This window comes from Halomonas litopenaei, from assembly GCF_003045775.1.
GTDB classification, from domain to species: Bacteria; Pseudomonadota; Gammaproteobacteria; order Pseudomonadales; family Halomonadaceae; genus Halomonas; species Halomonas litopenaei.
The window spans coordinates 1-20,014 of record NZ_PXNS01000012.1 but is presented as its reverse complement, the minus strand read 5'-3'; the positions used below and the strand labels follow the sequence as shown (position 1 = coordinate 20,014).

Annotated in this window: 16 protein-coding genes; 3 read left to right on the top strand and 13 right to left on the bottom strand. The window is 62.4% G+C overall.

The annotated features are described in order from the left end of the window. Nucleotides 1-292 precede the first annotated feature (292 nt). From C6W88_RS17320 to osmF, 4 genes are read right to left on the bottom strand one after another with little or no spacing between them, the layout of a single operon-like run. Nucleotides 293-1,027: an ABC transporter permease gene (locus C6W88_RS17320; RefSeq protein ID WP_045993739.1), complete on the bottom strand. Its 735-nt coding sequence runs from the start codon at nucleotides 1,025-1,027 to the stop codon at nucleotides 293-295. After that, complete coding sequence (locus C6W88_RS17315) at nucleotides 1,020-1,964, bottom strand: ABC transporter ATP-binding protein (RefSeq protein WP_045993740.1); 945 nt, start codon at nucleotides 1,962-1,964, stop codon at nucleotides 1,020-1,022. Before C6W88_RS17315 ends, C6W88_RS17320 begins: the two co-directional genes overlap by 8 nt. Then, the gene (locus tag C6W88_RS17310) at nucleotides 1,961-3,115 is read right to left on the bottom strand and encodes an ABC transporter permease (RefSeq protein ID WP_308812446.1); all 1,155 of its coding nucleotides are present in this window, start codon (nucleotides 3,113-3,115) and stop codon (nucleotides 1,961-1,963) included. Before C6W88_RS17310 ends, C6W88_RS17315 begins: the two co-directional genes overlap by 4 nt. Before the next feature lie 21 nt (nucleotides 3,116-3,136). Further along, complete coding sequence (gene osmF / locus C6W88_RS17305; RefSeq protein ID WP_045993742.1) at nucleotides 3,137-4,039, bottom strand: glycine betaine ABC transporter substrate-binding protein OsmF; 903 nt, start codon at nucleotides 4,037-4,039, stop codon at nucleotides 3,137-3,139. Nucleotides 4,040-4,126: 87 nt separating this feature from the next. On the opposite strand from osmF, the gene C6W88_RS17300 reads away from it, so the two are divergent. After that, on the top strand, nucleotides 4,127-5,266 hold the full coding sequence (locus C6W88_RS17300) for a DUF1853 family protein (protein ID WP_108133376.1): 1,140 nt from the start codon (nucleotides 4,127-4,129) through the stop codon (nucleotides 5,264-5,266). A gap of 2 nt (nucleotides 5,267-5,268) precedes the next feature. Here the strand turns inward: C6W88_RS17300 and cysS are convergent, their stop codons facing one another. Both cysS and C6W88_RS17290 read right to left on the bottom strand, forming a co-directional pair. Then, nucleotides 5,269-6,654: a cysteine--tRNA ligase gene (gene cysS / locus C6W88_RS17295; RefSeq protein WP_108133375.1), complete on the bottom strand. Its 1,386-nt coding sequence runs from the start codon at nucleotides 6,652-6,654 to the stop codon at nucleotides 5,269-5,271. Nucleotide 6,655: 1 nt separating this feature from the next. After that, complete coding sequence (locus tag C6W88_RS17290) at nucleotides 6,656-8,335, bottom strand: glutamine--tRNA ligase/YqeY domain fusion protein (protein ID WP_045993745.1); 1,680 nt, start codon at nucleotides 8,333-8,335, stop codon at nucleotides 6,656-6,658. A 172-nt stretch (nucleotides 8,336-8,507) separates the two neighbouring features. Here C6W88_RS17290 and C6W88_RS17285 point away from each other — a divergent pair, with 172 nt between their 5' ends. After that, entirely contained in the window at nucleotides 8,508-9,008 is a 501-nt protein-coding gene (locus tag C6W88_RS17285; RefSeq protein WP_045993746.1) for a peptidylprolyl isomerase, read from the top strand. A gap of 58 nt (nucleotides 9,009-9,066) precedes the next feature. Then, complete coding sequence (locus tag C6W88_RS17280) at nucleotides 9,067-9,849, top strand: UDP-2,3-diacylglucosamine diphosphatase (protein ID WP_308812445.1); 783 nt, start codon at nucleotides 9,067-9,069, stop codon at nucleotides 9,847-9,849. 62 nt (nucleotides 9,850-9,911) lie between these two features. On the opposite strand, the gene C6W88_RS17275 is transcribed toward C6W88_RS17280, so the two are convergent. The 7 genes from C6W88_RS17275 to tig form a co-directional block, all read right to left on the bottom strand. Beyond that, nucleotides 9,912-10,973, bottom strand: a complete 1,062-nt coding sequence (locus C6W88_RS17275) for a CobW family GTP-binding protein (RefSeq protein WP_108133374.1) — start codon at nucleotides 10,971-10,973, stop codon at nucleotides 9,912-9,914. A 320-nt stretch (nucleotides 10,974-11,293) separates the two neighbouring features. Next, nucleotides 11,294-13,114 (bottom strand): SurA N-terminal domain-containing protein, encoded by a 1,821-nt coding sequence (locus C6W88_RS17270; protein WP_045993748.1) that lies wholly within the window; start codon nucleotides 13,112-13,114, stop codon nucleotides 11,294-11,296. Nucleotides 13,115-13,307: 193 nt separating this feature from the next. Beyond that, a complete protein-coding gene (gene hupB, locus C6W88_RS17265) occupies nucleotides 13,308-13,580 on the bottom strand; it encodes a nucleoid-associated protein HU-beta (RefSeq protein ID WP_045993749.1) in 273 nt (90 codons plus the stop codon). 177 nt (nucleotides 13,581-13,757) lie between these two features. Then, nucleotides 13,758-16,166, bottom strand: a complete 2,409-nt coding sequence (gene lon / locus C6W88_RS17260) for an endopeptidase La (RefSeq protein WP_045993750.1) — start codon at nucleotides 16,164-16,166, stop codon at nucleotides 13,758-13,760. 163 nt (nucleotides 16,167-16,329) lie between these two features. After that, nucleotides 16,330-17,619 (bottom strand): ATP-dependent Clp protease ATP-binding subunit ClpX, encoded by a 1,290-nt coding sequence (clpX, locus tag C6W88_RS17255; RefSeq protein WP_045993751.1) that lies wholly within the window; start codon nucleotides 17,617-17,619, stop codon nucleotides 16,330-16,332. Between the two features lie 75 nt (nucleotides 17,620-17,694). Then, nucleotides 17,695-18,315, bottom strand: a complete 621-nt coding sequence (gene clpP / locus C6W88_RS17250) for an ATP-dependent Clp endopeptidase proteolytic subunit ClpP (RefSeq protein WP_045993752.1) — start codon at nucleotides 18,313-18,315, stop codon at nucleotides 17,695-17,697. A gap of 73 nt (nucleotides 18,316-18,388) precedes the next feature. Next, nucleotides 18,389-19,729 (bottom strand): trigger factor, encoded by a 1,341-nt coding sequence (gene tig, locus C6W88_RS17245; protein ID WP_045993753.1) that lies wholly within the window; start codon nucleotides 19,727-19,729, stop codon nucleotides 18,389-18,391. Nucleotides 19,730-20,014 lie beyond the last annotated feature (285 nt).

Sequence of the window (20,014 nt, the reverse complement as noted above, 5' to 3'; positions counted from 1 at the left end):
CTTGCCAGGGGATTGCCCGTGGCGGGACCAACGCACTGACTTGACGTTAACGTAAACTGAGACGCCTGCCTAGCCGCGACTTTGGTCGAAAATTCGTCTCGAATTGCCTCGATGGACCGCTTTGCGGCGAGCACCATGGGACGCCCGAACCGGGCCACCGTGACGGGGAGACCGGCTGGTGAGAGACGCAGGCCACCACGAAGCCCCCCTCTCTGCACGGGGGCTTCGCGGATACGGAGATCAGGAAAGGGAAAGCGGACCAGGTCTCGGTGTTCGGACCCGGACGACGCCATCAGGCCCGGCGAGCAGGAGCCAGGCGCGCGAACACGCTGTCCACCGTCAGCGCCAGCAGTGCAATCAGCACTGCGCCCTGGACGATGTAGGCGGTGTTGCCATTGACGATACCGGAGATGATCGGGTCCCCAAGGTTGCTTGAACCAACGGTAGCACCCAGGGCGGCGGTGGCGATGTTGATCGTCACCGAGGTGCGAATACCGGCCAGGATCACCGGTGCCGCCAGCGGCAATTCCACCTGGCGCAGGATCTGGCCACTGGTCATGCCCATGCCACGGGCGGCCTCCCGCACCGAGGGATCGATACCCTCGATCCCGGCGAGAGTGTTACGCACGATGGGCAGCAGACCATAGAGCAGCAATGCCACCACGATGGGCAGGGTGCCGAAACCCAGCACCGGCACCGCCAGCGCCAGTACCGCCACCGGAGGAAACGTCTGTCCCAGCGATGCCACCTGGGCGACCAGCGGCAGAAAATCGCGTCCTCCCGGACGGGTGACGGCGATGGCGCCGCCCACCCCGATCAAGGTAGCCAGCACGGCGGCAACGCTGACCACCAGCAGATGGCGTCCCAACAACACCAGAAAGTCCACCCGCGAGAAGATCACGTCACGGCTATCGGGCTCGACCCAGCGAAACAGCGCTTCCAGCTGCCCCATCAACAGACAACCCGCCAGCAGCAACAGCCCCCAGATGACAGGAACCCGCCAGCGGCTGGCCCAGTGCTCAGTCATGGCCCCGGGCTCCCACCAGCCGACGAAAGCTCAGTTCGCCGATCGGAATATCATCGTCATCGACCACTGCCAGGCGCTCGACCCGGCGCCATAGCATCACCGATAGCGCCTCCCTGAGCGAGGCGCCCTGGTCGATCCGCTCGCGCGCCACGCCACCGGTGCCCAGAGGCATCATCCGCTCGCTGACCGGCAGTAGCGCTGCCTCCTTGAGGCCGCGATCCTCGCCCCCCAGCAACGAGGCGACGAAATCGTTGGCGGGGTCTCTCAGCACGCTCAATGGATGCCCCTGCTGCATGATCTGCCCTTCGTGCATCACCACCAGCCGGTCAGCCAGGGTCAGGGCCTCGTCCATGTCGTGGGTCACGAATACGATGGTCTTGCCCAGCCGCGCCTGAAGATCACGCAGCTCCAGTTGCAGGCTCTCGCGGGTGATCGGGTCCAGGGCGCCAAACGGCTCGTCCATCAGGAGGATATCCGGGTCCGCCGCCAGGGCGCGGGCGACCCCGACCCGCTGCGCCTGCCCCCCGGACAACTGGTCGGGGTACTTGCCGGCAAATTCGTCCATCGACAGCCCCAGCAAGGCCATCAGCTCCTCGACCCGTGCGTCGATCCTGGCCTTTGGCCACTTGAGCAGTCGCGGCACTAGGCCGATGTTGCGCGCCACGGTCCAGTGGGGGAACAGACCGGTGCTCTGGATGGCGTAGCCGATCCGACGCCTCAGCGTCTCTTCCCTGAAGCTGCGAATGGGCTGCTGGTCGATATGGATCTCGCCATCGCTGTGTTCGATCAGCCGGTTGATCATCCTCAGGGTGGTGGACTTGCCGCAGCCGGAGGTCCCCACCAGGCAGCAGAACTCCCCGCTCTCCACCTTCAGCGAAATGCTGTCCACCGCAGTGGTCGACCCGAAACGCTTGCTGATATTGATCAATTCGATCATGCGGCCTCTCCTCTCCCCAGTCGCCTCGACAGGTTGCCGAGTACCGCATCGGCGAGTATTGCCATCACCAGAATGGGCAAGGCCCCCAACAGCACCAGATCCATGGCGGCCTGGCCCAGCCCTTGAAAGATGAAACGCCCGAGCCCACCGGCGCCGATCAGGGCCGCCACCGCGGTCAGGCCGATAGCCTGCACCGTGGTGATGCGCACCCCTTCCAGCAGTACCGGCACCGCCAGTGGCAGGCGCACCTGAAAGAAGATCTGCAACCGACTCATGCCCATGCCGCGCGCCGCCTCGATCACACCGGGGGAAACGCCCTCCAGGGCAACAAAGGTGTTTCTGACCATCGGCAACAGGCTGTAGGCCACCAGGGCCAACAGCGCCGGCGCCCAACCGATGCCGCTGATGCCGAGCGAATCGACCCAGGGGTAGCGATTGGCAAGCCACGCCAGCGGTCCGAGCAACAAGCCGAACAAGGCCAGACTGGGGATCGTCTGCAGGAAATTGAGTACCGCGAAGGCGCCCCGTTGCACTTCGGGGTAGCGCCGCATCAGCAGCGCGATGCCGGCGCCGAGGACCAGACTGACGCCGACGGTGGTAGTGACCAGCAGCAGGTGCTCGCCGATGGCCAGCCAGAAGTCATCGGCACGGCCCTGGTACTCCTGCCACAACGCCAGACGATTCAGCCCCAGCGGTAGGCAGACGGCGAGCAGCGCCAGCGGAGTCAGCATCAAGAGCCAGGACACCCCGGTCGACAGCCGCTGTCGAGTCCGCAGGTCCAAAAGCGCCAACATCAGCACAAACAGCGCACACCAGATGCCTGAACCGATCCCGAGCCGCGCCTGGGGCAGCTCAGGATCGATGAGCTGGTGCACCGCCAACACCAGCCACAGCGGCAGGCCCGCCAGCGCCAGCAGCACCAGCCCAAGCGAGCGCCAGCCGGGGTCAGCGCTACGCGCCGACAATGCCGCAAGGGCCATGGGCAGGCTGGCCAGCAGCGCCATGGCGGGCCCGGCCACCTCCCAGGCGTAGCGAGCCTCGCCGGGCACAATACGATTCGGTGCGACGCTGACCACAGGCAAGGCCCACCAGGCACCGAGCCCCACCAGCATCAGAGTCAGCAATACCGTATTGCCGCGCTCACCGTTCACTGCACTCAAGAGACCGATGGCTCAGTCCTCGAGAGTCGACAGGTAGTCGGCGGCCACCTTCGCCGGGTCCAGACCGTTCACCGCCACGTCACCGTTGAGACGCTGCAGGGTCTCCAGATCCAACGACTGGAACACCGGCGCCAAAGCCTCTTCGATCTCGGGGTGAGCCTCGAGCACCTCCTTGCGCACGACGGGAGCCGGCTGATAGACCGGCTGAACACCCTTGGTGTCGGTCATCACGGTAAGGTCCAGCGCCTGCAGGCCACCATCGGTGCCGTAGGTCATCGCAGAATTCACGCCGCTGGTCTGCTGGGCCGCGGCGCGCATGGTCGCGGCGGTATTACCCCCGGAGAGTACCAGCAGGTCATCATCGTCCAGAGAGAAGCCGTAAGCCTCCTCGAACGCCGGCAAGGCAAAGGCGGACTCGACGAAATCGGTACTGGCCGCGAGCTTGTATTCGCCCCCCTGGTTGATGAAGTCAGCCATGTCTTCCAGGGTCTCGAGCCCGTTGTCACGGGCGACATCTCCGCGCACGCTGATGGCGTAGGTATTGTTGGCCGAGGCCGGCTCGAGCCATACCAGCCCCTGCTCGGCGTCCTTGCTCTTCACCGTTTCATAGGCCTTGTCCGCGTCATGCCACACCGGGCTGTCGGTCATATCGTGGAAGAAGGCACCGTTGCCGGTGTATTCCGGATAGATATCGATCTCGCCGTTGATCAAGGCCTCGCGCACGATGCTGGTGCCGCCAAGCTGAAGCCGATCCTCGACCTCGAGCCCTGCCGCTTCCAGGCGCTGCAGGATCATCTGACCCAGCACGGAGCCCTCGGTATCGATCTTGGAGGACACCACCAGCGGGTCCTGTGCTTGAACCTGCCCCGCCAGGGCAGAGGCGACCATCACGGCTAACACCAGGGGACGTTTCATATATCTCACCCAATTCCTTGTGTGTGTATGCTGAGTATAAGGAGGCAAGGCCAAGCCTGCTGAACGTTTCACCAACGTGAGTCCATCATGACCTCATGCCAAGGCGCAACCACCGCCGTCCAGCTCGGCGCAGTACCCAACCATCCCATGGTGCGTGATCTGGCATGGCTGATGACGGCTCCCGACCTGATCGACACCGACTGGCCCGGGCGTCCGAGTCTGACCCAACTCGGGCTGGGCGAGCCGGAGCACCGACACGCCTATCTGGCGGCCATCGACGCCGACCCGAGCGCACTGGAGGCGATGGTGGGACGGACCGCCACCACCCGGCTTGGACAATATCACGAGTTTCTTTGGCAATTTTTGCTCTCTACGGCACCGGCTACCCAGTTGCTGGCTCACAATGTGCCTATTCGAGAAGAAAAGCGGACCCTGGGCGAACTGGACCTGCTCTACCGCAACGTCGATGGGCGCCTTCAACACCTGGAAGTGGCGATCAAGTTCTTTCTCGGCCTCCCCTGCGGTCCGGGGGACTCGGGCGATACCTGTCGCTGGATAGGCCCCGGGGGGCTGGACAGCCTGGCGCTGAAGGTCAGCCATCTGCTGCATCATCAACTGCCCCTGCTGCAGAGCCAGCGCGCCCGAGAGCTTTTGCGTCTGGGCCTGAATGACAGCCCCGCCAACACGATCAAAGGGGCTCCCCTGGCGTCACTGCAACACGGAATCGAGGCCCACCTGGCGATGCCCGGGGTGTTGTTTCAACCCTGGCACTGTCCCATGGCGCTACCCCGCGGCGTGCCGGATTCGGCGCTACAGGGGCTCTGGTGTCACTGGCGCGACTGGTCGGCCCTGTGCCGACAATTCGAGAACATGCGCTTCGGTACCTGCCTGGCGAAACCCCATTGGCTGGCCCCGCCACAACCGCGACACTGGAGCAGCCGTGACGACCTGACACGGGCGCTGGCGGCCCATTTCGCCACCTATGCGACACCGGTTCAGGTGATGCTGACAGAGGACCCCCTGCGCTTCGAGCGAGAGGCACTGGACCCGCCGCTGGATGGCTCATGGGTCCTTGGCCAGGATGCCGATGAGCCTGCCACGCCGGACATGAAAAATGCGCCGCCCGCGGCATGCGGACGGCGCATCTTCGTGGTCGGCGACGACTGGCCCCGACAGGTCCCCCTGCCGCCCCGCGCGGTGCACAAGCGACAGGCGACTACGGGCTGAGCTCAGCCCTTGTCGACCACCCAGGTGGTACCTTCGCGGGAATCCTTGAGCACGATCCCCAGGGCGGCGAGCTCGTCGCGGATGCGGTCCGCTTCGGCGAACTGCCTGGCCTTCTTGGCCTCCGCCCGCGCCGCGATACGCGCATTGATCTCGTCTTCGGACAGCGCTACCGAACCACCCTTGAGGAAGGCGGCCGGCTCCTGGGTCAACAAGCCCAGGATACCGCCCAGACGCTTGAGCTCGAGCGCCAGGGCAGGAACGTCATCGCTGCCTTCCTTGCGCGCACGATTGAGCTCGCGTACCAGTTCGAACAGCACCGACAGGGCCTCCGGCGTGTTGAAGTCGTCGTCCATGGCGGCGCTGAAGCGTGCGGCGTAGTCGCCCGGCCCCACTTCGATTTCCGCCGGCAGCGCGACGCCATCAAGCGCGGTATAGAAGCGCTCGAGTGACTTGCGTGCCTCGCCAAGCGCCTCCGGGGCGTAGTTGATGGCACTGCGATAGTGGCTTGCCACCAGCAGATACCGGACCACCTCTGGATCGTGGTGCTCCAGCACCTCGCGAATGGTGAAGAAGTTGCCCAGTGACTTCGACATCTTTTCGCTGTCGACCCGCACCGCTCCGGCGTGCATCCAGGTATTGACGTAGCGCTCGCCTGTGGCCGCCTCGCTCTGGGCGATCTCGTTCTCGTGGTGCGGGAAGGTCAGGTCCGGACCTCCACCGTGGATGTCGAAGGTGTTGCCCAGGCAGCAGGTGGACATTGCCGAACATTCGATATGCCAACCCGGACGCCCCTCGCCCCAGGGAGAGGCCCAGCTGGCCTCACCCGGCTTGGCACCCTTCCACAGCACGAAGTCCAGCGGATCTTCCTTGTGCTCGTCGACCTCGACGCGGGCGCCGGAGCGCATATCGTCGAGGTTACGATTATTGAGCTTGCCGTAGCCTTCGAACTTGCGCACGCGATAGTAGACATCGCCGTTACCCGGCGCGTAGGCAAAGCCCTTGTCGATCAGCACCTCGATCATGGCGATGATCTCGGCCACGTGACCGGTGGCCCTGGGCTCCTGGTCCGGACGCTGGACAAACAGTCGACCTTCATCCTCGTGCATGGCGTCGATCATGCGCTCGGTCAGTTCACCGATGCTCTCGCCGTTCTCTTCGGCGCGACGCAGGATCTTGTCGTCGATATCGGTGATGTTGCGCACGTAGGTGACGTCATAGCCACGATGGCGCAGATAGCGGCTGATGACATCGAAGGCGACCATGACCCGGGCATGTCCCAGGTGGCAGAAGTCATACACCGTCATGCCACAGACGTACATGCGTACCTTGCCCGGCTCGATGGGCGTGAACTCTTCCTTGGTGCGGCTCAGCGTGTTGTAGATCTGCATGTCAGCCCTTCTTCTGCATCTTGGCCCAGGTGTCCTTGAGACCGACCGTGCGATTGAACACCAGGTGATCGGGGCGGCTGGCGTAGCGGTCGGCACAGAAGTAGCCGACGCGCTCGAACTGATAGCGATCCTCGTTGCCGGCATCAGCCAGGCTCGGCTCGCCGACACCCTGGACGGTCACCAGCGACTCGGGGTTCAGGTGCTCGAGGAAATCGGCGTCCTTGTCCTTGTCCGGCTGCTCGACCAGGAACAGATTGTCGTAGAGCCGCACCTCGATCGGCACCCCGTGGCTGGCACTGACCCAGTGGATGACCCCTTTCACCTTGCGCCCTTCCGGGTTCTTGCCCAGGGTGTCGAAGTCCACACTGCAACGCAGCTCCTGGATCTCGCCAGCCTCGTCCTTGACCACCTCGTCGCAACGGATCACGTAGCTGTTGCGCAGGCGAACCTCCTTGCCCGGGGCCAGACGGAAGAACTTCTTCGGCGGCTCTTCCATGAAATCGTCGCGGTCGATCCACAGCTCTCGGGTAAAGGGGATACGGCGTACCGGCATGTCGTCACGGGCCGGGTGTCCCGCCACCTCGTAGACCTCTTCGTGGTCGGCGTCGACATTGGTCAACACCACCTTGAGTGGCTTCAGCACACACATGGCACGAGGCGCATTGTCCTCGAGGTCGGAGCGGATGGCATGGGTCAACATGGCAATGTCCACCAGACCGCCGTCGGCCCGGGTCACACCGATCATCTCGCAGAACTTGCGAATCGACGCCGGTGTATAACCGCGCCGACGCATCCCGGAGATGGTAGGCATGCGCGGATCATCCCAGCCATCGACGATGCCGTTGTCGACCAGCAGCTTGAGCTTGCGCTTGGAGGTCAGGGTATAGTTCAGATTCAGGCGCGCAAACTCGATCTGCCGGGGCTTGGCCGGCACCGGCAGCTGCTCGAGAAACCATTCGTAGAGCGGCCTGTGGTCCTCGAACTCCAGGGTGCAGACCGAGTGGGTAATCCCTTCGATGGCGTCAGACTGCCCGTGGGTGAAGTCGTAGGACGGATAGATCTTCCACTTGTCGCCGGTCTGGTGGTGGCTGGCATGCCGAATGCGATACAGGATCGGGTCGCGCAGGTTGATGTTGGGCGAGGCCATGTCGATCTTCGCGCGCAGCACCTTTTCGCCTTCGGCAAATTCCCCCTGGCGCATGCGCTCGAGCAGATCGAGGTTCTCCTCTGCGCTGCGGTCGCGGTAGGGACTGGGGCGACCGGCTTCGGTCAGGGTGCCGCGGTATTCGCGAATCTCGTCCGGAGACAGATCATCGACATAGGCCTTGCCTTCCTTCACCAGATGCTGCGCCCAGGCGTAGAGCTGGTCGAAGTAGTCGGAGGCGAAACGAATGTCGCCCGCCCACTGGAAGCCCAGCCAGTGCACGTCTTCCTTGATGGCGTCGATGTAGGCCTGCTCTTCCTTGGCGGGATTGGTGTCATCGAAGCGAAGATGGCAGTCACCACCGAACTGCTCCGCGAGTCCGAAGTTGAGACAGATCGACTTGGCGTGCCCGATGTGCAAGAAGCCATTCGGCTCGGGGGGGAATCGCGTCACGATCTTCTGTGACCGTCCGGCCTCGATTTCCTCGCGAATCTGATTGCGAATGAAATTCGGCGCGTTGCTGGTCTCGGTGGTCATGTTGATGAATCAACCTCTGGTGAAGTAAGGGCTTTGAAGGGCACAGATCCGCCCCCGGCTTCGCGCTGCGAAGCAAAACGGCTATTATAGCGTCACGCCAGGGCCCGGCGCCAAGCCGGGCCGAGAACGAGAAAGGCGCCAAGAGGCGCTGTAAACGCTACAGGACCACTCCATGATCATTCTGCAGACCAATTTTGGCGACATCTCGATCGAACTCAACCATGAAGAGGCGCCAAAGACCGCGGCCAACTTCGAGCAGTACGTCCGCGATGGCTTCTACGATGGCACCCTTTTCCATCGCGTGATCGACGGCTTCATGGTCCAGGGCGGCGGCTTCGACAGCAACTTCGAGCAGAAGCCCACGCGTGACCCCATCGAGAACGAAGCGGACAACGGCCTCAAGAACGCTACCGGCACCCTGGCCATGGCGCGGACCCAGGACCCTCACTCCGCCACCGCCCAGTTCTTCATCAATGTGGCCGACAACGACTTCCTCAATCATACCGGCAAGAACATGCAGGGCTGGGGCTACTGTGTCTTCGGTCGTGTGGTCGACGGCATGGACGTGGTCAACCGGATCAAGGACGTGGCCACCACCCGACGCGGCATGCACGCCGACGTGCCTGCCGAGGACGTGATCATCCAGCGCGCCTACGTCAAGGACGACGCCTGATCCTCCTGCCTTTCCACCGAGCACGCCCGCACTGCGGGCGTGCTGCGTTCAGGAGACCATGAACACCATGACCACTCTGTTGATCGCTGACCTGCACCTGCATCCCGAGGCGCCGCAGATCACCCAGGGATTCTTCGACTACCTCGAGCGCAACACCGCCGAAGGCACCGATCTTTACCTGATCGGTGACATCTTCGACGCCTGGATCGGCGACGACCTGATGGATCTCGGCGCCGCGGATCCGTCTGGCCACGCGGCTCTGGCCTGCCAGGTGGCCGAACGCCTCAAGGCTGCCAGCGACGCCGGCATGCGACTTTTCCTGATGCACGGCAACCGCGACTTCCTGCTGGGCGAAAGCTTCGCCCAGCGGGCCGGCGCCACGCTGCTCGACGAACCAGAACGACTTGACCTTGGCGGTGAGCCTACCCTGGTGATGCACGGTGACAGCCTGTGCACCAGCGACGAAGCCTACATGGCGTTTCGCGCCAAGGCCCGTGACCCGCAGTGGCAGGCAGGAGTCCTTGCCATGCCGATCCCGGAACGTCTGGCCTTGGCAAGCCAGTTGCGTCAGCAGTCCGGCGAGGCCAACAGCACCAAGGCCGCTGACATCATGGACGTCACCCCCGAGGAAGTCGTCGACGTGATGCAGGCCCACGAGGTTCGCAGGCTGATTCACGGTCATACCCATCGTCCCGCCGTGCATGACTTGAGCCTTGCCGGTCCTCAGGGCGATCCCGTGTCGGCGCAACGTATCGTGGTCGGCGACTGGACCCGCGATCAGGGCTGGGAGGTGCGCATCGAAGACGGCGAGGCCCCATCACTCAACCGCTTTTCCTTCTGACGCAGCCTTTATCGACGCCCTGCCCGCCCTGGGCCTTCGGGCATCGATGACACGCCGGACGCTCAGGCGTCCGGCCCCGCCTCACCCGACGGCCGACGTCGACACTGCTCGAGCGCCCGCTCCAGGCCATCGATATCGAGTTCCATATCCTCTGGCCAGATCATCTCGAGCCGCGAATCCTTGCGCCAGGACGCCTGAGCCTCTTTGCCGGGAACGGACGGAAGCGGGAAGGTGCGCCAGCCCCGGCCGGTTCGCATGACCCCTTTCACCCGCACGCCAGATGGCAGTTGCTTCCACCACTGCTCCAGCGCTGCGAGATCGAAGCACTCCTCGCGGTGCCAATGCCAGCTTGCGGAGCGATACCCCAGACCGTGTCCGTTCTGTCTTGCTGCACCACCGGCGATGGGCGCCGGGACCTCTGGCGTACCTGGCGACGAGTCGATCGCCTCGGCATGCAGCGAAGGCCGACGCAGCAGCAGACTCTGAGCATCGCGACGAGCGTTCTGACGGCATCGCGCCGGGGAGTCGAGCAGATGGCTGATCGGCAACCCTTTCGCGCCGCTTTCCACCATCCAGGATGGTGCCAAGCCACTCTCCTGGCGCCATCGCTCGAGCCCTTGGCGATGCTCGTCCTCGAGCAGGTCCTGCATGGACAGCACCCATCCATCGGCCACTGCCAGCTGATCGATAAAGGTGGAGTGGTTAGTGACTCTGGGATCATCGAAACGGCGTGCATCGAGCACAGTGATGACCTGGCGGAGATCCAGCACCTGGGCAAGATCGCCGCCCCCCAGCACCTCCAGCAGGCCGGCCGGGTGGCCGAGCCCGGAGGGCTCGATCAGCAGTCGATCTGGCCGTTCGCGGCGCAGCAACTGCACCAGCACCGAGCGGAAGACCGTCGCCACCTGACAGCAGAGACACCCTCCTGGCACCCCCTGCACGGTGACGTCGTCGCGCTCCCCGACTATCGCTTGGTCGATGCCCACCTGACCAAATTCATTGATCAGGATTGCCCACCGCTCACCAACGGGTTTGCGATCGATCCAATGGCGGATCAACTGGCTCTTGCCGCTGCCGAGAAATCCGGTGATGACATGGGTGGGGATGCTGGCCAGTGGTTGCATGACGGTTCTTGGCTCCGGCTAGAAGATTGGCAACAGATGACGACCAATAAGATAACGGTATAAATATAAACAGCCTATGCAGAGGCCTTGTGCGACGCTATACCCTGAACGCCGTATGCGCTTCACCAGAACGCAAGATAACGGTATAAAAAGAACCATCGAGCAGGCACGCAATACCCGAAACATCGCTCCAACAATCGTTCCAACAGGACTTCACAGGCCGGCGCCAACGAAAAGGAGCGCCAGATGGCGCTCCTTTTCGACAGCAGGGGGACCGCGACACGCGTATGGCCCCTCTCCGCGCTGGCTAGACGAGTTGGCTAGTAACGCTCGATCTCGCCGGTATCGCGTAGATGGGTCAACAGGCCATCCAGCACCGCCTGGGCACGCAGCCGCTCGGCCATGCTGGCGACAAACTGCTCCATCTGCTGGTTACCCTCACCCTGGCCAATGCTCTCCAGCGCAATAAGACTGACATCGGCGCCATCGACCGCCCGGCCGTAAACCACCTGGCCCTCTTCAGGATGCGGCAGCTTGAACGCGGTGGTCAGCACTGCATCGGGTACGCTGGGCGCGTCCTGACGGCTGATGTTGTCAGCACGCTGCCAATCGATGTCCAGCGACTGGCCCCCCTGCAGCTGCGACACTCGCTCTTCAGCAAGCTCGATCAAGGCGTCGCGGGTCTTGGCCTGACGCACCGCCGCTTCGACCTGGTCCTTCACCTGCTCCAGTGGGAGCGTCGCCGCGTCGCGGTGATCGAGTACCCGCAGCACCAGACGCCGTGAACCATCCAGCTCGATGACCTCGCTGTTGAAGCCCTCTCCAAGCACCTCATCGCTGAAGGCCTGATCCATCACGCCAGGTTCGGCCAGTACGCCTTCAGCGCCTTCACGACCGACCCAATCACTGGTCTGACGCTCGAGTCCAAGGTCGTCAGCCACACTCTGAAGATCGTCGGCAGCGAAGCTCTCGTCGATCAACTGCTGGGCCTTGTCATTGAAGGCGTCACGCACCTGTGCCTGAGCAAGCTGATCACGCAGACGGTCACGCTCGGAGGCAAAGTCCGCACGATCAATCTCGGTCACCTTGATCAGGTGCAGTCCGTTGTCGGTCTCGACCGCCTCGGAGACCTGGCCCTCGTCGAGGGCAAAGGCGGCCTCTTCAAAGGCCTCGCCGAAGATACCCCGGGTGATCACCCCAAGATCGCCACCATCGTCGCTGGTGGATGTGTCATCGGAGAACTCGGCCGCCAGATCGTCGAACGCGTCGCCATCGGCCAGTCGCGCCTTGATGGCTTCGATACGGGCCTCGGCCTCGTCTCTGCTGCGCTCGTCGCCGAAGGTCACCATGATATGTGATATCTGACGATCGGCGTTCTCCGCCTGGGCTTCCCAGGCTTCGCGCAGGTCCTCCTCGCTCACCTCGATATCGGCGGCCATGGCCTCCTGATCGAGCACGATGTAACCGAGCTTGACCTGCTCCGGCCGCAGGAATTCCTGCTGATGCTCGTTGTAGTAGGCTGTCATTTCCGCCTGAGACACCTCGACAGGCGCCTCGAGGTCCGCCTCGGTCAGCCGGTGGTAGCGGAAACTACGCGTCTGGCGCTGCAACTCGGCAAGCCGCTCGCGTTCACCTGGCAAGGTGAAGTCGCTGGCGATCAGGCCTTGCTGAATGTGCCCGCGCATGACGTCACGACTGAGCTGCTCGCGGAAGGACAATGGCGTATAGCCGACACTTGATAGACGGCTGCGGAAGAGCTCCTGGTCGAACTGGCCATCGGCATTCTGAAACTCCGGGCGACTGACGATCAACTGGTCGAGTTGATTGTCCGAAACCGCTAGTCCGCCGTTCTTGGCGTAGTCGATCATCAAGCGGTCACTGATCAAGCCTTCGAGCACTTCGCCGCGCAGCGCGCGCTCCTGGTCGGCCGGCACCTGGTTGGAGCGCATGGCGCGCTGGACATTCAGTTCGACCTGCTGGCGATTGATGGGCTCACCATTGACCGTGGCGACCTCATCGCCGGATTGTCCGAATAGACCAATCAACGACTCCACGCCAAACAGTGCCATGGTGACGATCACGGCACCAATGATGATCTTTGCGATCCAGCTCTGGGATCGGTCGCGAATACTCTGCAGCATGCATGCCTCTGCGAAAGGATGGGGATTCTTCGCGCACCAGTATACGCACCCGAGGGCCTGGCGCGACCTCCCCCAAACTCATGAAAAAGGCGCACCGCGATAGCGATGCGCCCTTGGCGAGTCCGGCGTAGGCGGTGGCCGCCAGACTCGTGTCAACGTGACGATGCTCGACGTGCCGCCGAGACCACGCGTCTTAGTTGACGGAATCCTTCAGAGCCTTGCCGGCCTTGAAGCTCGGCACCTTGGCGGCACTGATTTCGATCGGCTGACCGGTCTGCGGGTTGCGGCCGGTACGTGCAGCGCGCTCCTTGACGGAGAAGGTACCAAAGCCAACCAGTGAAACGCTGTCGCCCTGCTTCAGGCTCTCGGTCACGGATTCCACCATAGCATCCAGCGCGCGAGAAGCGGCGGCCTTCGGAATATCGGCAGACGCGGCAATGGCATCAATCAGCTCGGACTTGTTCACACTTCACCCCTTGACTATTACAGAAAAAAATTCGAAACGGCGATACTTCTTGCCGACAGGCTCGATCGCAGCATGGCGATAATTTATAGCAATGCTGCAAAAGACCTGTCAAGCAACCTTCCTTGCCAATCCGCATGAACTCGGCATTCTACACCCAAGATCATGGAAAAAACGTCACTAGTGTGTGCTGACCATTGAGTGTGTCGCAGACGACTCTGTCGACAGTGAATCGTCGGTTTTTTGATCCACCTTTTGTGACAGAGCGAGCTCGAGCACTTCATCAATCCAGCGAACCGGATGGATCGTCAGAGCATCCTTGATATTTTCAGGGACCTCCTTGAGATCGCGACGGTTCTCCTCGGGTATTAGCACCGTCTTTATACCACCGCGCCTGGCCGCCAGCAATTTCTCCTTGAGCCCACCGATCGGCATGACTTCGCCTCTCAGGTTGACCTCACCGGTCATCGCAACGTCGCAACGCACAGGACGGTTGCAGAATGCCGAGACCATGGCGGTCACCATGGCGATACCCGCGCTGGGGCCGTCCTTGGGGGTGGCTCCCTCCGGCACGTGGATATGCAGGTCTTCCTTCTCGAACCGCTCGGGATCGATCCCCAGCGCCTCGGCGCGGGCCCGCACCACCGTCTGGGCGGCACTCACCGACTCCTTCATGACGTCACCCAGTGAACCGGTCTTGTTGAGACGCCCCTTGCCAGGCGTCACCACCGACTCGATATTGAGCAACTCACCTCCCACCGAGGTCCAGGCGAGTCCGGTCACACGACCGACCTGGTCCTGCTGGTCGGCCAGACCGTAGCTGTAACGCCGCACGCCAGCGTAGGCTTCGATATCCTCGGCCGCCAGCGTCTGTGAGCCCAGGGCACCTTCCTTGCCTTCCTTCTCGAGCCGCTCACGCAACACCTTGCGACTGACCTTGGCGATCTGCCGCTCGAGCTCGCGAACGCCGGCTTCGCGGGTGTAGTAGCGAATCAGCTCCAGCAGCGCATCCTCACCAAAGCTCAGCTCATCTTCCTTGAAGCCGTTAGCGGCCAGCTGCTTGGGCACCAGATAGCGCGTGGCGATGGCCAGCTTCTCATCCTCGGTGTACCCCGGGAGGCGTATCACCTCCATGCGGTCCAGCAGCGGCCCCGGAATATTCATCGAGTTGGCGGTACAGATGAACAGGGTTTCCGACAGATCGTAGTCCAGCTCCAGGTAGTGGTCACTGAAGGTGTTGTTCTGTTCGGGGTCCAGCACCTCAAGCAGCGCAGACGCAGGATCTCCACGATGGTCCATGCCGACCTTGTCGACCTCGTCAAGCAGGAACAACGGGTTCTTCACCCCCGCCTTGGCCATGCGCTGGATCGGCTTTCCGGGCAGAGAGCCGATATAGGTCCGGCGATGCCCACGGATTTCCGATTCATCACGCACGCCGCCGAGGGCCAGACGCACATACTTGCGATTGGTCGCCCGGGCGATGGACTTGCCCAGCGAGGTCTTGCCGACGCCGGGAGGCCCCACCAGACACAGCACCGGCCCCTTGAGCTTCTTGACCCGCTTGTGCACGGCCAGATACTCGAGGATGCGTTCCTTGACCTCATCCAGTCCATAGTGGTCCTCGTCGAGCACCTTCTGGGCATTGATCAGATCGTGCTTGACCCGGGTACGTTTCTTCCACGGTACCGACACCAGCCAGTCGAGGTAAGAGCGCACCACCGTCGCCTCCGCCGAGGAAGGTGACATCATGCGCAACTTGCCGAGCTCCTGGTTGGCCTTGTCGGCGGCCTCCTTGGGCATCCCGGAGTCCTTGATGGCCTGCTCGTACTTGTCGGCCTCGTTTGGCGCGTTCTCGAGCTCGCCCATCTCCTTCTGGATGGCCTTCATCTGCTCGTTGAGGTAGTACTCGCGCTGGGACTTCTCCATCTGGTCCTTGACCCTGGAGCGAATGCGCTTCTCTACCTGCAGCAGGTCGATCTCGGCTTCGATCAGCGCCATCAGGTGCTCGATACGATCGCGGACGCGATCCATCTCGAGCAATTCCTGCTTGTCGCCGATCTTCAGCGACAGATGGGCGCAGATCGTATCCACCAGGCGGCTGGGATCCTCGATCCCGGACAGCGAATTCAGTACCTCGTTGGGCACCTTCTTCGACATCTTGACGTACTGCTCGAACTGGTTGAGCAGCACCCGCACCAACGACTCCTGCTCACGCTCGCTCAGGGGCTCGCTGGAACGCAGTATCACCTGGGCCGTGGAGTAACCCTCTTCGGCTACCGAGATCTCACCGATATCGGCGCGAGACTCGCCCTCGATCAGCACCTTGACGGTACCGTCCGGGAGTTTCAGCAGCTGCATGATCTCGGCTACCGTGCCGATGGCGAACAGATCTTCGTCATCGGGATCATCCTTGCTCGCCTCACGCTGGGCGACCAGCAAGACCCGCTTGTCATCCGCCATGGCGGCTTCCAGCGCTTGAATCGACTTCTCTCTGCCGACAAACAAGGGGATGACCATCTGCGGGTATACCACCACGTCACGCAGTGGCAAAAGGGGCAGACTCATAGTCTGTTCGGCGTTCTGCTGCATCGCAGACGTTCCTCAAACTTAGCGGGTGAAACCTAAGGGGATGGGGGCAGCCCCGAGGCATTGCAAGGGGAAACGCCTAGCCGAATCGCCATCGAAGGCTCCGGCAGACAAAGGGGCCGCGTCTGCGGCCCCTTTTGACGGCGTCGCGGGAAGCGCTGACGGACTAGCCGTCGGTGCCGTCCACGCGAGTGTCTTCCTCAGCGTCGCTGGCCTGGCTGTAGATCAGCAGGGGATCACTCTCCCCACCGATGACAGAGGCGTCGATAACCACCTTGCTGACGCCCTCGAGAGAGGGAATCTCGTACATCGTGTCGAGCAGCACCGACTCGAGAATCGAACGCAGGCCACGGGCGCCGGTCTTGCGCGCCATTGCCTTGTGGGCCACCGCGCGCAGGGCATCCTCGCGGAAGTCCAGCTCGACGCCTTCCATGTCGAACAACCGAGCGTACTGCTTGACCAGCGAGTTCTTCGGCTCGGTCAGAATCTGAATCAGTGCGTCTTCGGTCAGCTCGGTCAAGGTTGCGATGACCGGCAGACGTCCGACGAACTCGGGAATCAGGCCGAACTTGACCAGATCCTCGGGTTCCACGTCCAGCAGCAGATCGCCGACACCCTTGGTCTCATCCTTGCTCTTGACCTCGGCATTGAAACCAATGCCACCGGTCTCGGCACGATCCCGGATAACCTTGTCGAGGCCGGCGAAGGCACCGCCGACGATAAACAGGATATTGCCGGTATCGACCTGCAGAAACTCCTGCTGCGGATGCTTGCGACCACCTTGCGGAGGCACCGAGGCCGTGGTGCCCTCGATCAGCTTCAACAGCGCCTGCTGCACGCCCTCGCCAGAAACATCCCGGGTGATCGACGGATTGTCCGACTTGCGCGAGATCTTGTCGATCTCGTCGATGTAGACAATGCCACGCTCGGCCTTGTCCACGTCGTAGTCGCACTTCTGCAGCAGCTTCTGGATGATGTTCTCGACATCCTCGCCGACGTAGCCCGCTTCGGTCAGCGTGGTGGCATCGGCGATGGTGAAGGGAACATTGAGCAACCGCGCCAGGGTCTCCGCCAGCAGAGTCTTGCCGCTACCGGTGGGCCCGATCAGCAGGATGTTCGACTTGCCGAGCTCGACCTCATCCTTGCCACTGTGACGCAGACGCTTGTAGTGGTTGTACACGGCCACCGACAGCACCGTCTTGGCGCGGTCCTGACCGATCACGTAGTCGTCGAGGGTGTGTCGAATTTCGCGCGGAACGGGCAGACGCTCCTCGTCGCTCTCGGCATCGGCATCGAGAACTTCTTCGCGAATGATGTCGTTGCAGAGATCGACACACTCATCGCAGATATAAACGGACGGACCGGCGATCAGCTTGCGTACTTCGTTCTGGTTCTTGCCACAGAACGAACAATACAGAAGCTTGCCGTTGTCGTCCTTGCCTTTGCCGTCGGCCATTCGCGTACCTCTCTGGCAGCGGTGGCCCCAGGGGCCACCGGTAATCACGTAGTCATCGCGCGAGCTATCACGCTATCAGGATGCCGGGCGCTTATCCAGCACTGCGTCGATCAGGCCATACTCCGCGGCCTGGGCGCCGTTCATGAAGTTGTCGCGATCGGTATCCTTGGCGATGGTCTCGATATCCTGGCCGGTGTGGTGCGCCAGGATCTGGTTCAGTCGCTCGCGGATGCCCAAAATTTCACGGGTGTGAATCTCGATGTCCGAGGCCTGCCCCTGATAGCCACCCAGCGGCTGGTGGATCATCATCCGCGAGTTGGGCAGGCAATAGCGCTTGCCAGCGGCACCACCGGCCAGCAGCAGGGCTCCCATGCTCGCCGCCTGACCGATACAGACGGTCGAGACGTCAGGCTTGATGAACTGCATGGTGTCGTAGATGGACATCCCCGCCGTCACCGAACCGCCGGGCGAATTGATGTAAAGGTGGATGTCCTTGTCCGGGTTCTCGGACTCCAGGAACAACAGCTGGGCGACCAGCAGGTTGGCCATATAGTCTTCGACCGGCCCCACCAGGAAGATCACCCGCTCCTTCAACAGCCGGGAGTAGATGTCGTAGGCACGCTCGCCGCGGGCGCTCTGCTCGACCACCATGGGCACAAGGCCGCCGGCAGCGTTGATATCGAACTCGGTGTTCATGAGGAGATGTCCTTGTTTCCTTGCGTGACAAAACGACGAAGCCGGCCCGACGGGGCCGGCCAGGAGAGGCGCCTCAAGCGTCCTCGCCTTCCTCCGCCTCGTCGCCCGGCTGCTGCTGCGCGGCAGCCAGGGCCTGCTGGTAGGACATTTCCACGTCCTTCACATTGGCCTGATCGAGCAAAGCGTCGACGGCCTTTTCTTCCAGCAGTGCAGACTTGACCTGGGTCTTCATCTGCTCGTTGCCCATATAGTACTCGACGACCTGCTCGGGCTCCTGATACTGCTGTGCAAGCTCCTCGACCTTTGCCTTGATCTCGTCGTCGGAAGCATCCAGCTCGTTGACCTTGATCACCTCAGCCAGCAGCAGACCGACCTGCACGCGGCTCTTGGCCTGTTCGGTAAACAGCTCGTTGGGCAACTGGCTGACGTCGAAGTCCTCGCCCAGACCAAACTGCTGCGCCGCCTGACGCTTGAGGCCATCGACCTCCTGCTGGACCAGCGACTCGGGAACGGGGATCTCGTTGGCCTGCTTGAGGGCCTCGAGCACCTGCTGCTTGACGCGATTCTCGACCGCCTGGTCAGCCTCACGGCTCATGTTCTTCTTGACCTCGGCGCGGAACGCCTCGACGTCACCACCTTCGACACCGAATTTCTCGATGAATTCCGCATCGACTTCCGGCAGCGCCTGGCCCTTGACCGCGTTGACCTTGACCTTGAAGGTCGCTTCCTGGCCGGCCAGCTGCTCTGCCTGGTAGTCCTCGGGGAAGGTCACGCTGATGACCTTGTCCTCACCCGCCTTGGCACCTTCGAGCTGATCCTCGAAGCCGGGGATGAAGCTGCCGGAACCCAGCACCAGATCGTGGCTCTCGGCGCTGCCGCCTTCAAACGGCTCGTCACCCAGGAAGCCCTGGAAGTCGATATTGACCTGATCGCCCTGCTCTGCAGCACGCTCAACCTCTTCCCAGGCAGCGTTCTGCTTGCGCAGCGTCTCGATCATCTCGTCGACGTCGGCATCGGTCACTTCAACCACCGGACGCTCGACCTCGGCGCCTTCAATGGTCGCCAGCTCGAACTCAGGATAGACCTCGAGGGTGGCAGTGAACTCCAGGTCCTTGCCGGTCTCGTTGACGGTGGCTTCGATCTGCGGGTAGCCGGCCGGATTGAGCTTCTCATCGGTAATGGCGCGAACATAGCGCTCACGCATGACCTCGCCCACCACCTCGTTGCGCACATCAGCACCATAGCGCTGGCGGATGACCGACATCGGCACCTTGCCCTTGCGGAAACCGTCGAGACGAACGTTCTTGGCGGCATCCTTGAGACGGGCGGCGACGGCCTCGTCGATCTCGGCGGCCGGCACCTGGACGTTGATGCGGCGTTCGATCTGGGAGGTCGTATCGACGGAAACTTGCATGAATAATCCTCTACCGACTGGGGGCGTACTGAAAAATTGAAAACGTCAAAGGGGAGATTCTAAGAATCCCGCCGGGCACTGGCAAGCGCCAACGCCCACAACATGGGGCCTGGCATGTCTTTTACAAGGGGCTATTGGAAAATTCGTGGCCACCGAATGACGACACGACCGCCGCCGAGGGCGAAACACAGGCACGACAAAACGCCGGACAAGCAACTTTGCCTGCCAGCTTCAGATTCGACAACGACTTGTTCAAGAAAGAAACTCGGGGAAGGAATCAGGTTG

What these genes read in the sequence shown, in the direction of transcription:
- lon (WP_045993750.1), bottom strand. Translation starts at nt 16,166, where the DNA reads ATGCAGCAGAACGCCGAACAGACTATGAGTCTGCCCCTTTTGCCACTG.
- C6W88_RS17290 (WP_045993745.1), bottom strand. Translation starts at nt 8,335, where the DNA reads ATGACCACCGAGACCAGCAACGCGCCGAATTTCATTCGCAATCAGATT.
- cysS (WP_108133375.1), bottom strand. Translation starts at nt 6,654, where the DNA reads ATGCAGATCTACAACACGCTGAGCCGCACCAAGGAAGAGTTCACGCCC.
- C6W88_RS17275 (WP_108133374.1), bottom strand. Translation starts at nt 10,973, where the DNA reads ATGCAACCACTGGCCAGCATCCCCACCCATGTCATCACCGGATTTCTC.
- clpX (WP_045993751.1), bottom strand. Translation starts at nt 17,619, where the DNA reads ATGGCCGACGGCAAAGGCAAGGACGACAACGGCAAGCTTCTGTATTGT.
- C6W88_RS17270 (WP_045993748.1), bottom strand. Translation starts at nt 13,114, where the DNA reads ATGCTGCAGAGTATTCGCGACCGATCCCAGAGCTGGATCGCAAAGATC.
- clpP (WP_045993752.1), bottom strand. Translation starts at nt 18,315, where the DNA reads ATGAACACCGAGTTCGATATCAACGCTGCCGGCGGCCTTGTGCCCATG.
- C6W88_RS17300 (WP_108133376.1), top strand. Translation starts at nt 4,127, where the DNA reads ATGACCTCATGCCAAGGCGCAACCACCGCCGTCCAGCTCGGCGCAGTA.
- C6W88_RS17285 (WP_045993746.1), top strand. Translation starts at nt 8,508, where the DNA reads ATGATCATTCTGCAGACCAATTTTGGCGACATCTCGATCGAACTCAAC.
- osmF (WP_045993742.1), bottom strand. Translation starts at nt 4,039, where the DNA reads ATGAAACGTCCCCTGGTGTTAGCCGTGATGGTCGCCTCTGCCCTGGCG.
- C6W88_RS17280 (WP_308812445.1), top strand. Translation starts at nt 9,067, where the DNA reads ATGAACACCATGACCACTCTGTTGATCGCTGACCTGCACCTGCATCCC.
- C6W88_RS17320 (WP_045993739.1), bottom strand. Translation starts at nt 1,027, where the DNA reads ATGACTGAGCACTGGGCCAGCCGCTGGCGGGTTCCTGTCATCTGGGGG.
- tig (WP_045993753.1), bottom strand. Translation starts at nt 19,729, where the DNA reads ATGCAAGTTTCCGTCGATACGACCTCCCAGATCGAACGCCGCATCAAC.
- C6W88_RS17315 (WP_045993740.1), bottom strand. Translation starts at nt 1,964, where the DNA reads ATGATCGAATTGATCAATATCAGCAAGCGTTTCGGGTCGACCACTGCG.